Source organism: Extensimonas perlucida, assembly GCF_007655255.1.
In the GTDB taxonomy this organism is placed as follows: Bacteria; Pseudomonadota; Gammaproteobacteria; order Burkholderiales; family Burkholderiaceae_C; genus Extensimonas; species Extensimonas perlucida.
The window spans coordinates 154,615-167,778 of the sequence record NZ_VMYE01000005.1 but is presented as its reverse complement, the minus strand read 5'-3'; the positions used below and the strand labels follow the sequence as shown (position 1 = coordinate 167,778).

Sequence of the window (13,164 nt, the reverse complement as noted above, 5' to 3'; positions counted from 1 at the left end):
ATCAGACATGGGTGCTTCCGACTTTTCCCGCCTGCCGCACATCGGCGAATCCGTGCGCCGCAAGGAGGACTACCGCTTCCTCACGGGCGCAGGCCAGTACACCGACGACATCACGCTGGCCGCGCAAAGCTACGCCGTGTTCGTGCGCTCGCCGCATGCGCACGCCAAAATCAACAGCATCAACACCGACGCCGCCAAGGCCGCGCCCGGCGTGCTTGCCGTATTCACGGGCGCGGACGTCGCTGCCGACAAGATCAACGGCCTGCCCTGCGGCTGGCTCATCACGAGCACCGACGGCCAGCCCATGAAGGAGCCCGCGCACCCCATCCTGGCGCAGGGCAAGGTGCGCCACGTGGGCGACCAGGTGGCCATGGTGGTGGCGCTCACGCAGCAGCAGGCGCGTGATGCAGCCGAGCTCGTCGAGGTTGATTACGACGTGCTGCCCGCCGTGGTCAACGTGGCTGACGCCGCAGCGGGCGCGGTGCCCGGCGCCGTGGTGCACGACGAAGCGCCCGACAACCGCTGCTTCCAATGGGCCATTGGCGACAAGGCCGCGGTCGATGCAGCGTTTGCGGGCGCGGCGCACGTCACGCGCCTGGACCTCGTGAACAACCGCCTGATCCCCAACGCCATGGAGCCGCGCGCGGCGATCGGCGCCTACAGCCGCGCGAGCGACGAATACACGCTCTACGTGGCGAACCAAAATCCGCACGTCGAGCGCCTGTTGCTCACGGCCTTCGTGATGGGCCTGCCCGAGCACAAGGTGCGCGTGATCGCGCCCGACGTGGGCGGCGGCTTCGGCTCCAAAATTTATCTCTACGCCGAGGACGTGTGCGTGACCTGGGCCGCGAAAAAGCTCAACCGCAGCGTCAAATGGGTGGCCGAGCGCAGCGAATCCTTCGTGAGCGACGCGCACGGGCGCGACCACGTGAGCCACGCCGAAATGGCCATGGACAAGGACGGCAAGTTCCTCGCACTGCGCGTGCACACGCACGCCAACCTGGGCGCATACCTTTCGACCTTCTCCACCGTGGTGCCCACCATCCTGTACGCCACGCTGCTCGCAGGCCAGTACGGCACACCGCAGATCTTTGCGCAGGTCGATGGCTGGTTCACCCACACCGTGCCCGTCGATGCCTACCGCGGCGCGGGCCGGCCCGAGGCGACGTACTTGATCGAGCGCCTGGTGTCGCGCTGCGCCTGGGAGATGGGCCTGTCGCAGGACGAAATCCGCAAGCGCAATTTCATTACGCAGTTCCCCTACCAGACGCCGGTGGCGCTGCAGTACGACACGGGCGACTTCCACGCCTGCATGAACAAGGCGCAGGAGCTCGCCGACGTGGCCGGCTTTGAAGCGCGCCGCGCCGCGAGCGCCGCCAAAGGTCTGCTGCGCGGCATAGGCTACAGCAGCTACATCGAAGCCTGCGGCCTCGCGCCGAGCAACATCGCGGGGGCGCTGGGTGCGCGCGCGGGCCTGTTCGAGGCTGGCGAGGTGCGCGTGCACCCCACGGGCAGCGTGACGGTGTTCACCGGCTCGCACAGCCACGGCCAGGGGCACGAGACCACCTTCGCGCAGGTGGTGGCGGCGCGCCTGGGCATTCCGGTCGAAAACGTGGACATCGTGCACGGCGACACCGGGCGCGTGCCCTTCGGCATGGGCACCTACGGATCGCGCTCGCTCAGCGTGGGCGGCTCGGCGATCATGAAGGCGCTCGACAAGATCGAGGCCAAGGCCAAGAAGATCGCCGCGCATCTGCTCGAAGCGAGCGACGCCGACATCGACTTCCAGGGCGGCGAATTCATCGTGCGCGGCACCGACAAAAAAATCCCCTTCGCGCAGGTCGCGCTCACGGCCTACGTGCCGCACAACTACCCGCTCGACAAACTCGAGCCGGGCCTGAACGAAACCGCGTTCTACGACCCGACCAACTTCACCTTCCCCGCGGGCACCTACATCTGCGAGGTCGAGATCGACCCGGCCACGGGCGCCACGCGCGTCGACCGCTTCACCGCGGTCGATGACTTCGGCGTGATCATCAACCCCATGATCGTCGAAGGCCAGGTGCACGGCGGGCTGGTGCAGGGCATCGGCCAGGCGCTGCTCGAAAACTGCGTCTATGACCGCGAAACCGGCCAGCTGCTCACCGGCAGCTACATGGACTACGCGATGCCGCGCGCGGACGATTTCCCCAATTTCCAGCTCGGCCATGTGTGCACGCCCTGCACGCACAACCCGCTGGGCTCCAAGGGCTGCGGCGAGGCGGGGGCGATCGGCTCGCCGCCCGCGGTCATCAACGCCGTGCTCGACGCCCTGCGGCCGCTGGGTGTCAAAGACTTCGACATGCCCGCATCGCCGCACCGCGTGTGGCAAGCCATCCAGAACGCCAAAGCCTGAGGAGAACCCGCATGTACGCCTTCACCTACGAAACCCCCGCCAGCGTGGCCGAGGCGGCCAGCCTGGCCGCGGCCGGCGGCAAACCCATCGCCGGCGGACAGAGCCTGCTGCCCTCGATGCGCCTGCGCCTGGCCAACCCGGGGCAGATCATCGACCTCAACGGCATCGCCGAACTCGCCGGCATCCGCCGCGAGGGCCAGGCGCTGCGCATAGGCGCCATGACGCGCCACATGGACGTGGCCGCGAGCGCCGAGGTGCAGTCGGCCATCCCTGCGCTGGCGCACCTTGCCGCGCACATTGGCGACCGCCAGGTGCGCGCGCGCGGCACGCTGGGCGGCTCGGTGGCCAACAACGACCCGGCAGCCTGCTACCCGAGCGCCGTGCTGGGCCTGGGCGCCACGGTCATCACGAACCGGCGCGAGATCGCCGCGGACGACTTCTTCCTCGGCATGTACGCCACGGCGCTCGATGAAGGCGAGCTGATCACCGCGATCCGCTTCCCCATCCCGCAGCGCGCGGCCTACCTCAAGTTCAAGCAGCCGGCCTCGCGCTTTTCGCTCGTGGGCGTGTTCGCGGCGCAGACCGCGGGCGGCGTGCGCGTGGCCGTCACGGGCGCCGCGGGCTGCGTGTTCCGCCACGCTGGGCTGGAGGCGGCGCTGAACCAGCGCTTCACGCCCGAGTCCGCCGCCGCGGTCAAAATCGACCCGAGCGAGCTCAACGCCGACATCCACGCCAGTGCCGAATACCGCGCGCAGCTCATCAGCGTGCTGACGCAGCGCGCCGTGGCGCAGATGCTGGGGTGAGCCCTTGCATGCGTCGGGGGCACTGCAGAGCCATCGAAAGTTAAGCAAAATCGCCGCTTTGCGCTTATGTAGAAAGCGCTAGTAGCTATCAAAAAATAAGCAATGCAAGCCCCCGCACCCCTACCACAACCCCTCAGCGTCGATGCCCTGCTGCACGCCCTGCAAGCCGAGGGCTACTTTGCCGACCGGCGCCTGGCTACCGCGGTGTTCCTGGCGCTACGGCTGCAGCGCCCGCTGCTGCTCGAAGGCGAGCCTGGCGTCGGCAAGACGGCGCTTGCGCAGGCGCTCGCGCGCGTGCTGGCGCGCAGCCTGATCCGACTGCAGTGCTACGACGGCCTCGAGCAGCGCGAGGCGCTGTACGAGTGGAACTACGCTGCGCAGCTCTTGCACATGCGCGCCGCCGAAGGCCGCGGCGGCGCCGACACCGCGCAGCTCGAGCGCGAGGTCTATCAGGAGCGCTACCTCATCCGCCGCCCGCTGCTGCAGGCGCTGCAGGCGCCCGCGCCCGGCGCGCTGCTGCTGATCGACGAGGTCGATCGGGCCGACGAGCCTTTCGAGGCCTTTTTGCTCGAATACCTCGGCGAGTACCAGGTCAGCATCCCGGAGCTTGGCACCATCCGCGCCCAGGCCACGCCCGTGACCATCCTCACGAGCAACCGCACGCGCGACCTGCACGACGCCGTCAAGCGCCGCTGCCTGTACCTCTGGCTCGACTACCCCGAGCGCGAGCGCGAGCTCGCCATCGTGCGTGCGCAGGTGCCGGGGGCGAGCGCGGCGCTCGCGGCGCAGGTGGCCGACTTCGTGGCGCGGCTGCGCAGCCAGCCTTTTGCCGACGCCTTCCAGCGCGTGCCCGGCATCGCCGAGAGCGTCGAATGGGCCAAGGCGCTCGTTGCGCTCGACACGCTGGTCGTCGATCCCGAAGTGGTGCGCGACACCGCGGGCGTGCTCTTCAAGCAGCGCGAGGACGTGGCCGCGCTCACGCAGGACATGGCCGCCGCGCTGCTGCAGCCCGTAGAAGCCGTGTGAGGCACCATGTCGGGGTGCAGCGCAGGAGCAAGGCGATGACGGGCTTTTCGCAGGGAATCCAAGCCGCAGCCGAAGCCCGAGCGGGGGGCCGAGCTGAGGCCGAGGGTGGGCCCGATCGGGCGGGCCATGGCGCGCCAGCGCTAGGAGCCTGTCGGACTTTGGGCGTCGAGAGCGAGAATGCGCCCCAGCGAGGCCAGTTTTTGCCGGATTCGCCGCCCCATAGTGGTGCTATGGGGCAAGAAGACGGTAAAAAATGGGCCGCTGCGGCGCATTCGCAGCCGACGATTCCAAAGGCCGACAGGCTCCTAGCGGTGTCCCAGCTCGGCGACGCGCGCCGCGGCAAGCTCGCCGAGAACCTCGGCGGCTTTGGCCGCGCGCTGCGCCGCGCCGGTGTGCGCGTCGATGCCGCGCGCATGGCCTTGGCGCAGCAGGCGCTGTTGCTCGTGGGGCTGGAGCGTGCAGACTTTCGCGCCGCGCTCGAGGCCGTGTTCGTGAGCCGCGCCGAAGACCGCGCGGTGTTCCACGAACTGTTCGACCTGTATTTCCGCAACCCCGAAGTCGCGCAGAAACTGCTCGCGCAGATGCTGCCGCGCGGCCCCGCCCCGGCACTCGCGCCGCCCCGGCGCCCGCGCGTGGCCGAGGCGCTTGCGCCCTTGCAGGCAGCGCAGCAGGCGCAGCCGCGCGCGGACGAAAAGTTCGAGCTCGACGTTGCGCTGGCCGCAAGCGCGCTGCAGCGTCTGCGCCAGGCCGACTTTGCGCAGCTCTCGGCGAGCGAATACCGGCTCGTGGAGCGCCTGGCGCGCGAGATCGCGCTGCCGCTGCCGCAGTACGCCGCGCGGCGCACGCGCCCGGGCCTGCGCGGCGCGCGCATGCACTGGCCCGGCGCGCTGCGCCGCGCCACGCGCCACGGCGGCGAAATCGTGCAGCTGCCGCGCCTGGCGCGCCAGGCGCGCCCCTTGCCGCTGCTGGTGCTGGTCGATGTGTCGGGCTCGATGGAGCGCTACGCGCGCCTGCTGCTCGCCTTTTTGCATGCGGCCACGGCATCGGGTGGTGCGCAAGGCGCCCTGCGGCGCGACGTGTTCGCCTTCGGCACCGACCTGACCGACCTCACGCCCGCGTTCCGTCAGGCCGACACCGACGCCATGCTCGCCGCGGCGGGCCGCGCCATCACCGACTTTGCGGGCGGCACGCGCATGGGGGCGAGCCTGGCGCAGCTGCGCACGCGGCACGCGCGCCGCCTCGTGGGGCGGCGCACGCTGGTGCTGCTCATCAGCGACGGCCTGGACACCGGCGCGCCCGCGCTGCTCGAACAAGAGCTCGCCTGGCTGCGGTGCCACAGCGCGCGCCTGCTCTGGCTCAATCCGCTGCTGCGCTTTGCCGACTACAAGCCCAGCGCGCGCGGCGCCACGGTGCTGCACCGCCAGGCGCACGCCATGCTCGCCGTGCACAACCTCGAACACCTGCAGCAGCTCGCCGCGAGCCTCGCGCGTCTGCTGCGGACATAGAACGGCAACACGCTCTTGGATTCGCCGATCGAAATATCTCGCAATAAAGGAAAACACCATGGAAATGCAAGCCAGCCGCACCCTCGCCGTGAGCCAGCAACAGGCCTGGGATGCGCTCAACGACCCCGAGGTGCTCAAGCTGTGCATCCCCGGCTGCGAAAAGATCGAAGCCACGGGCGAGAACCAGTTCAGCGTCGCGCAGGCACTCAAGATCGGTCCGGTGTCGGCCAAGTTCGCGGGCAAGATCAAGCTCTCGGACATCGTCGCGCCGCAAAGCTACACGCTCGCTTTCGAAGGCTCGGGCGGCGTGGCGGGCTTCGGCAAGGGTACGGCGCAGGTACAGCTCGTCGAGCTGCCGCCCGACGAATCGGGGCGGCCGCGCTGCGAGCTGCGCTACACCGTGCACGCCACCGTGGGCGGCAAGATCGCGCAGCTGGGCCAGCGCCTGATCGACGGCGCGGCCAAGTCCATGGCCGAGGACTTTTTCCAGCGCTTCGACGAAGAGCTGCAGCGCCGCTACCCGGCGCCCGCCGCCCCAGAGGCGGCCCCGGCACCGGCCGCCGCGCCGGCTGCGGGCGGCATCCCGACCTGGGTCTGGGCCGTGGGCGGCGCCGTGGTGGTGCTGCTGCTCGTCTGGTGGTTCGCGAAGTGAGCCCTCCTGACCGATGGCTTGGTGCACAAATGCGTGAGTGAAGGAGCGAACGATGGAAAACCTCGATCTCGTGGTGCTGCGCAGCCTGCACGGCTGGCGCGCAGCGGGCCGGCATGCGCTGCTGGCCACGGTGGTGCGCACCTGGGGCTCGTCGCCGCGGCCCGTGGGCTCGATCATGGCGCTGTGCGAAGACGGCGCGGTGGTCGGCTCGGTTTCGGGCGGCTGCATCGAAGACGACCTCATCGCGCGCTACACCAGCCGCTACCAGCGGCCTGCAGCGGCGCAGGCGCCAGCGCCGCAACAGAGGCAAGACCCGCACCGCATCGCGCCCGGCGCGCCTGAGTTCGTCAAATACGGCATCAGCGCCGACGAGGCGCACCGCTTCGGCCTGCCCTGCGGCGGCACGCTGGAGCTGCTGCTCGAATACGACCCCGCGCCCGAGCCGCTGGGTGAGCTGATCGCCGCGCTCGACGCGGGGCGGCTCGTGCAGCGCAGCGTGCGCCTGGCCGACGGCGCGGTCACGCTCACGCCCGCCGCTGCACCCGCCGCGCTGACGCTGGACGCGCAGCAGCTCACCAACACCTTCGGCCCCGGCTACCGCATGCTCTTGATCGGCGCGGGCCAGCTCGCCGAATACCTTGCCACCATGGCGCTGTTCAGCGGCTTTGCCGTCACGGTCTGCGACCCGCGCGAGGAATACCGCAGCGCCTTCCAGGTGCCCGGCGCCACGCTCGTGACCGACATGCCCGACGACGTGGTGCAGGCCTTTAAGCCCGACCGGCGCAGTTGCGTGGTCGCGCTCACGCACGACCCCAAGCTCGACGACCTCGCGCTCATCGAGGCGCTGCAGACCGAGGCTTTCTACATCGGCGGCATAGGCTCGCGCCGCAACAACGCCGCACGCCGCGCGCGCCTGATCGAGCACTTCGGCCAGACCGAAGAGAGCCTGCGCCGCCTGCGCGGCCCGATCGGCATCTACATCGGCAGCAAGACACCCCCCGAGATCGCCGTGAGCGTGATGGCCGAAATCCTGGCCGTGAAAAACGGCGTCACCCTGCCGCGCGACCTCGAAGTGGCGCAAGCCAAGGATTTGCGCGAGCTCGCGCACAACGATGCGGGCGGGCAGGTTTGCGGGGTGTGAGCGTCAGACTGCCGCCGAGAATCCGAGGAGCCTGTCGGACTTTGGGCGTCGATAGCGAGAATGCGCCCCAGCGAGACCAGTTTTTGCCGGATTCGCCGCCCCATAGTGGTGCTATGGGGCAAGAAGACGGTAAGAATGGGCCGCTGCGGCGCATTCGCAGCCGACGATTCCAAAGTCCGACAGGCTCCTAGGTCGGGTTTCATCCAATGGGCGGCGTCGGCGCCATCGAACACCTCATTCGGACGGCGGCTTTCTGGCCGATGCCGAGCGGCCCATGGCGTTTTATGGCGGAGCATCTTGGCGCACGGTGGCGAGTTGCTCGCGCAATTGCGGCAGTGCCGTTTGCACGGTATCCCACACCAGATCGAGGTTGATGTCGAAGTAAGCGTGTGCGATGCGATTGCGCATGCCGCGCATGGCACGCCACGGAACCAGAGCGTGCGTCTGGGTGAACTCGGCATGACGCTCCATCACCTGGGTCGCGGCCTCACCAATGATGACGAGGCTCATGATGACGGCCTGCTGCGTGCGCTTGTCTGCGAGGAAGTCCTCTTTGGCGAAGCCTTCTACGAAGCTGCAGGCATCGGTCGCGGCTTGCAGCATGTGGTCGAGGTAGTCGGGCAAGCGATGCTTTTCGCTCATACCGGCTGCGCCTGCGCGAGCACCTTGTCCCGGAATGTTGGTGGCAGGTCGCCAGGGGTCAGCACATCGACATCCACGCCGAGCAGGGCTTGCAGCTCTTCTTGCAGGTCGCCCAAGTCCAATAGCGTGGTTCCGGGAAGCGCATCGACCAGCAGGTCGAGGTCACTGCCGTCCTGATCGGTGCCACGCAGCACCGAGCCGAAAACGCGCGGGTTCGCCGTGCGAAAGTGGCGCACCGCTGCGCGCACCGCGCTTCGTTTCATCTCGAGTGCAATGGACGGGCGCATGGGCATCCTTTTTGGGGAACGAAACGTAGCATTGCAGTGCAATCCTCCGGGGGGGCGCGCTGGGGCGGCGGCAGCCCACAGGGGATTGCCATGGCAGGTGTCTGACCAAACGATCTTGAATTCGCCGGATGATAGGCAATCCATGGTGGAATTCCAAGCATTGGCTGCGGTCTAGAATCGCCTTTTCATCCCGCCCAGCCTCTTCTTGCCCATGCCCCAGGACCTTCCTACCGCTTCATCTTCCGAAGCCATGCCCGCGAGCTACGAAGCCGCGCTTGCCGAGCTCGAACAGCTCGTGGCGCGCATCGAGTCCGGGCAACTGCCGCTCGACGACATGCTCGCGGCGTACCAGCGCGGGGCGGCGCTGCTCGCGTTTTGCCGCGCCCGGCTCGAAGCCGTGCAGGAGCAGATCAAGGTGCTCGACGACGGCCAGCTCCAGCCCTGGACACAGGAATGAGCCGCGTGCAAACCGCCACCGCCGCCGAATTTGCGCTCGACGCCTGGAGCCGCGCCGAGCTCGCGCGCGTGGAGCGGGCGCTGTCGCAGTGGGTGGGCGTGGAGGCGCCCGATGGTCTGGGTGAAGCCATGCGCTACGCCGTGCTCGGCGGTGGCAAGCGCCTGCGTGCATTGCTCGTGCGCGCGGCCTTCGAGGCCGTGCGCAGCGGCGCAGCCCCCCATGACGCCGTGACGCAGTGCGCGCGCGAAGACATGGCGCTGCGTGCGGCCTGCGCGGTGGAGCTGATCCACGCCTATTCGCTCGTGCACGACGACATGCCCTGCATGGACGACGACGTGCTGCGCCGCGGCAAGCCCACGGTGCACGTGCAATACGGCGAGGCGCTGGCGCTGCTCGCGGGCGACGCGCTGCAGGCATTTGCCTTCGAGCTGCTCACGCCCGACGACGCGCCTGCTCTGGCCGAAGTCCAAGCCGCGCTGTGCCGCCTGCTCGCACGCGCTGCGGGCTCTGCAGGCATGGCGGGCGGGCAGGCCATAGACCTCGCGAGCGTGGGACGCACGCTCGACCTTGCGCAGCTACGCCGCATGCACGAGCTCAAGACCGGCGCGCTCTTGCAGGCCAGTGTGCGCATGGGCGCGGCCGCTGCGATGGCTTTGCAGGCGCCCGCGGGGGCCGCGCTCGCGCGCTACGGCGCTGCGCTGGGTCTGGCTTTCCAGGTGGTCGATGACATTCTGGACGTGACCGCCGACTCGGCCACGCTGGGCAAGACCGCCGGCAAGGACGCCGCGCACGGCAAGCCAACTTACGTTTCGCTGCTTGGCCTCGAAGGCGCACGCGCGCAGGCGCAGCAGTTATGGGCCGAGGCGCATGCTGCGCTCGCCGCGAGCGGCCTGCCCGACACCCGCGCCCTCGCCGCGCTCGCCGACATGGTGGTATGCCGCTCCCACTGAATGCACAGGCACCATGGCAGCCCCTTGAATATTCGTACAAAATCGGGCTCTAGCGCCCATCCCACAAGCGCAAGCAGCTATTGAAAAAGTAGTCTATGTCCCAGTCACCCTACGCTCTGCTGCAGACCATCGACAACCCGGCCGATCTGCGCCGCCTGCCGCGCGCGGAGCTCAAACGCCTGGCCACCGAACTGCGCGCCTTCGTGCTCGACAGCGTCTCCAAGACCGGTGGGCACCTGAGCTCCAACCTCGGCACGGTGGAGCTGACCATCGCGCTGCACTACGTCTTCAACACGCCGCACGATCGTCTGGTGTGGGACGTGGGGCACCAGACCTACCCGCACAAAATCCTCACGGGCCGGCGCGAGCGCATGGCCACGCTGCGCCAGCTCGGCGGCATCTCGGGCTTTCCGCTGCGCAGCGAAAGCTCCTACGACGCTTTCGGCACCGCGCATTCGAGCACCAGCATCTCGGCGGCACTGGGCATGGCGATCGCGGCCAAACTCGAGGGTGAGCAGCGCCATTGCGTGGCCGTGATTGGCGACGGCGCCATGACCGCGGGCATGGCTTTCGAGGCGCTGAACAACGCGGGCGTGGCCGAGGCCGACCTGCTCGTCATCCTCAACGACAACGACATGAGCATCAGCCCGCCCGTGGGCGCGCTGAACCGCTACCTCGCGCAGCTCATGAGCGGACATATCTACTCTGCGGCGAAAAACGTCGGCAAGACCGTGCTGCGTCCCGTGCCGCCACTGCTCGAGCTTGCCAAGCGCTTCGAGCAGCAGGCCAAAGGCATGGTGGTGCCGGCCACGCTGTTCGAAAAATTCGGCTTCAACTACATCGGCCCGATCGACGGCCACGACCTCGATTCGCTGCTGCCCACGCTGGAAAACATCAAGGAGCTCAAAGGCCCGCAGTTTTTGCACGTGGTGACCAAGAAGGGCCAGGGCTACAAGCTCGCCGAGGCCGACCCCGTGGCTTACCACGGCCCGGGCAAGTTCGACCCGGCCGTGGGCCTGGTGCCGCCCGCGGTGGCGCCGCGCCAGACCTTCACGCAGGTGTTCGGCCAGTGGCTGTGCGACATGGCGGCGCAGGACGAGCGCCTGGTGGGCATCACGCCGGCGATGCGCGAGGGCTCGGGCATGGTCGAATTCCACCAGCGCTTTCCCGCGCGTTATTTCGACGTGGGCATCGCCGAGCAGCACGCCGTCACTTTTGCCGCGGGCCTGGCCTGCGAAGGGCTCAAGCCCGTGGTCGCGATCTATTCCACCTTCTTGCAGCGCGCCTACGACCAGATGATCCACGACGTGGCGCTGCAAAACCTGCCCGTGGTGTTCGCGCTCGACCGCGCGGGTCTGGTCGGCGCCGACGGCCCCACGCATGCGGGCGCCTACGACATCGCCTTCATCCGCTGCATCCCCAACATGGCGCTCGCGTGCCCGGCCGACGAGCGCGAGTGCCGCCAGCTTTTGAGCACCGCCTATGCGCAGAACCACCCCGTGGCCGTGCGCTACCCGCGCGGCGCGGGCGTGGGGGTGGCGCCGTTGCCCGATCTTGAGGGGCTGCCCTTCGGCAAAGGGGAAGTCCGCCGCCTGCGCCGCGGCCACGCGGGCGAGGCGCCCGAGACCGCGCCGCGCATCGCCATCCTCGCGTTCGGCACGCTGCTGTACCCGGCGCTGCAGGCTGCCGAGGCGCTAGACGCCACCGTGGTCAACATGCGCTGGGCCAAGCCGCTCGACGAGGAATTGCTGCTCGAAGTCGCCGCGAGCCACGACGCGCTCGTGACCGTGGAAGAGGGCGCCATCATGGGCGGCGCGGGCAGCGCCGTCACCGAGGCGCTGAACGCCGCGGGCCTGCTGCGGCCCGTGCTGCAGCTGGGCCTGTCCGACCGCTTCATCGAACACGGCGACCCGGCCAAGCTGCTTGCGCTGCAGGGGCTCGATGCGGCAGGCATAGAGCGCAGCGTGCGGGAGCGCTTCGACCTGCCTGCGCAGGTGTGAAGGTGGAATGCCATGCATGCTGCTTCGGGGTGAAAACAGGGGTTTTCCCGTAATCGGTATGGGCAGCATATTTTTACAATGAACGCTTCGGGGGCTGGAGCGCGGCGTGCAGCCCATGTTTTACTCAGGAGAAAACCCATGGATCGTCGTTCCTTGATCAAAAATGCCGGTATCGCCGGCGTGCTGGCTGCAGGCGCAGCGCCGGCAGTGCACGCCCAGGCGGCAGTGCGCTGGCGCATGGCGTCGAGCTTCCCGAAGTCGCTCGACACCATCTTCGGCAGCGCGGAGAAGTTTTCGCAAACCGTCAAGGAACTCTCGGGTGGCAAGTTCGAGGTTTCCGTGCACCCGGCGGGCGAACTGATGCCGGCGTTCGGCGTGGTCGATGCGCTTGAAAAAGACACGATCGAAATGGCGCAGACGGCCGCGTATTACTTCGCCGGCAAGGACCCTATCTTTTCGATGAGCTGCGCCGTGCCCTTTGGTCTGACCACGCTGCAAGTGAGCGCCTGGAAAGACCACGGCAACGGCCGCAAGCTGCTCGACGCCTTCTTTGCCAAATACAACTTCCGCACCATGAGCGCCGGCAACACCACTACGCAGATGGGCGGCTGGTACCGCAAGGAAATCAAGACGCCGGCCGACCTCAAGGGGCTCAAAATGCGCCTGGGTGGCGGTATCTTTGGTGAAGCCATGGCCAAGCTGGGCGTGGTGTCGCAAAGCATGCCCGCAGGCGATGTGTACCAGGCGCTCGAAAAGGGCACCCTCGACGCGACCGAATTCGTCGGCCCCTACGACGATGAAAAGCTGGGCTTCAACAAGGTCGCGCCTTTCTACTACTACCCCGGCTGGTGGGAAGGCGGCGCCGACCTGGAGTTCTTCATCAACAACAAGGCCTTCGAAAAGCTCTCGGCCGAAAACAAGGCCATCGTCAAGGCGGCCGGTGCCGTCGCGGCTGCGGACATGACCGCCAAGTACGGCGCCCTGAACCCGCAGGCGCTCAAGCGCCTCGTGGCCAGCGGCACCAAGCTCAAGATGTTCCCCAAGCCGGTCATGGACGCAGGCTTCAAGGCTTCCATGGAGGTCTATGAGGAGCACCGTGCCAAGTCGCCCGAATTCAAGAAAATCTACGATGACATGCGCGCTTTCCAGCGCGACCAGATTTTGTGGAACCGCTTCTCGGAGTTCCCGTACAACCAGTACATGAACACCGTCAAGATCTGAGGCTGCCTCAATAGCTGCTGGGGGGCTCACCTCCAGCAGCTGCGCAACAAAAAAGCCGCGACGAATCGCGGCTTTTTTGTGTCCA

The 13,164-nt window shown here is 68.0% G+C and carries 12 protein-coding genes; 10 read left to right on the top strand and 2 right to left on the bottom strand.

What is annotated here, in order from left to right; translation table 11 throughout:
* The first annotated feature begins 7 nt into the window (after positions 1–7).
* The 6 genes from FK527_RS06840 to FK527_RS06815 all read left to right on the top strand — a co-directional run bounded on the left by FK527_RS06840 (position 8) and on the right by FK527_RS06815 (position 7,522).
* Positions 8–2,395 carry a xanthine dehydrogenase family protein molybdopterin-binding subunit gene (locus FK527_RS06840; RefSeq protein ID WP_144731485.1) on the top strand — a complete coding sequence of 796 codons (2,388 nt, stop codon included), beginning with the start codon at positions 8–10 and terminating at the stop codon, positions 2,393–2,395.
* Positions 2,396–2,406: 11 nt separating this feature from the next.
* Positions 2,407–3,198 (top strand): FAD binding domain-containing protein, encoded by a 792-nt coding sequence (locus FK527_RS06835; RefSeq protein ID WP_144731482.1) that lies wholly within the window; start codon positions 2,407–2,409, stop codon positions 3,196–3,198.
* A gap of 102 nt (positions 3,199–3,300) precedes the next feature.
* Complete coding sequence (locus FK527_RS06830; protein ID WP_144731479.1) at positions 3,301–4,224, top strand: AAA family ATPase; 924 nt, start codon at positions 3,301–3,303, stop codon at positions 4,222–4,224.
* Positions 4,225–4,454: 230 nt separating this feature from the next.
* Positions 4,455–5,729: a vWA domain-containing protein gene (locus tag FK527_RS06825; RefSeq protein WP_144731593.1), complete on the top strand. Its 1,275-nt coding sequence runs from the start codon at positions 4,455–4,457 to the stop codon at positions 5,727–5,729.
* Between the two features lie 58 nt (positions 5,730–5,787).
* On the top strand, positions 5,788–6,381 hold the full coding sequence (locus tag FK527_RS06820; protein ID WP_144731476.1) for an SRPBCC family protein: 594 nt from the start codon (positions 5,788–5,790) through the stop codon (positions 6,379–6,381).
* 52 nt (positions 6,382–6,433) lie between these two features.
* Entirely contained in the window at positions 6,434–7,522 is a 1,089-nt protein-coding gene (locus FK527_RS06815) for an XdhC family protein (protein WP_144731473.1), read from the top strand.
* Positions 7,523–7,804: 282 nt separating this feature from the next.
* Here FK527_RS06815 and FK527_RS06810 read toward each other — a convergent pair whose 3' ends face one another.
* Entirely contained in the window at positions 7,805–8,164 is a 360-nt protein-coding gene (locus tag FK527_RS06810; RefSeq protein ID WP_144731470.1) for a HepT-like ribonuclease domain-containing protein, read from the bottom strand.
* On the bottom strand, positions 8,161–8,451 hold the full coding sequence (locus tag FK527_RS06805; protein WP_144731467.1) for a nucleotidyltransferase family protein: 291 nt from the start codon (positions 8,449–8,451) through the stop codon (positions 8,161–8,163). The genes FK527_RS06810 and FK527_RS06805 overlap by 4 nt, the downstream gene beginning before the upstream one ends.
* 211 nt (positions 8,452–8,662) lie before the next feature.
* Between FK527_RS06805 and FK527_RS06800 the strand changes: the two genes are divergently transcribed.
* The 4 genes from FK527_RS06800 to FK527_RS06785 all read left to right on the top strand — a co-directional run bounded on the left by FK527_RS06800 (position 8,663) and on the right by FK527_RS06785 (position 13,079).
* On the top strand, positions 8,663–8,908 hold the full coding sequence (locus tag FK527_RS06800) for an exodeoxyribonuclease VII small subunit (RefSeq protein ID WP_144731464.1): 246 nt from the start codon (positions 8,663–8,665) through the stop codon (positions 8,906–8,908).
* Positions 8,905–9,858 carry a polyprenyl synthetase family protein gene (locus tag FK527_RS06795; RefSeq protein ID WP_144731461.1) on the top strand — a complete coding sequence of 318 codons (954 nt, stop codon included), beginning with the start codon at positions 8,905–8,907 and terminating at the stop codon, positions 9,856–9,858. Before FK527_RS06800 ends, FK527_RS06795 begins: the two co-directional genes overlap by 4 nt.
* Before the next feature lie 95 nt (positions 9,859–9,953).
* The gene (gene dxs / locus FK527_RS06790; RefSeq protein ID WP_144731458.1) at positions 9,954–11,858 is read left to right on the top strand and encodes a 1-deoxy-D-xylulose-5-phosphate synthase; all 1,905 of its coding nucleotides are present in this window, start codon (positions 9,954–9,956) and stop codon (positions 11,856–11,858) included.
* 138 nt (positions 11,859–11,996) lie between these two features.
* The gene (locus FK527_RS06785; protein ID WP_144731455.1) at positions 11,997–13,079 is read left to right on the top strand and encodes a TRAP transporter substrate-binding protein; all 1,083 of its coding nucleotides are present in this window, start codon (positions 11,997–11,999) and stop codon (positions 13,077–13,079) included.
* Positions 13,080–13,164: the final 85 nt, after the last annotated feature.

Bases quoted from the DNA above. Each gene is read 5' to 3' on its own strand.
- FK527_RS06840 (WP_144731485.1), top strand. From the start codon at position 8: ATGGGTGCTTCCGACTTTTCCCGCCTGCCGCACATCGGCGAATCCGTG.
- FK527_RS06835 (WP_144731482.1), top strand. From the start codon at position 2,407: ATGTACGCCTTCACCTACGAAACCCCCGCCAGCGTGGCCGAGGCGGCC.
- FK527_RS06830 (WP_144731479.1), top strand. From the start codon at position 3,301: ATGCAAGCCCCCGCACCCCTACCACAACCCCTCAGCGTCGATGCCCTG.
- FK527_RS06825 (WP_144731593.1), top strand. From the start codon at position 4,455: ATGGGGCAAGAAGACGGTAAAAAATGGGCCGCTGCGGCGCATTCGCAG.
- FK527_RS06820 (WP_144731476.1), top strand. From the start codon at position 5,788: ATGGAAATGCAAGCCAGCCGCACCCTCGCCGTGAGCCAGCAACAGGCC.
- FK527_RS06815 (WP_144731473.1), top strand. From the start codon at position 6,434: ATGGAAAACCTCGATCTCGTGGTGCTGCGCAGCCTGCACGGCTGGCGC.
- FK527_RS06810 (WP_144731470.1), bottom strand. From the start codon at position 8,164: ATGAGCGAAAAGCATCGCTTGCCCGACTACCTCGACCACATGCTGCAA.
- FK527_RS06805 (WP_144731467.1), bottom strand. From the start codon at position 8,451: ATGCGCCCGTCCATTGCACTCGAGATGAAACGAAGCGCGGTGCGCGCA.
- FK527_RS06800 (WP_144731464.1), top strand. From the start codon at position 8,663: ATGCCCCAGGACCTTCCTACCGCTTCATCTTCCGAAGCCATGCCCGCG.
- FK527_RS06795 (WP_144731461.1), top strand. From the start codon at position 8,905: ATGAGCCGCGTGCAAACCGCCACCGCCGCCGAATTTGCGCTCGACGCC.
- dxs (WP_144731458.1), top strand. From the start codon at position 9,954: ATGTCCCAGTCACCCTACGCTCTGCTGCAGACCATCGACAACCCGGCC.
- FK527_RS06785 (WP_144731455.1), top strand. From the start codon at position 11,997: ATGGATCGTCGTTCCTTGATCAAAAATGCCGGTATCGCCGGCGTGCTG.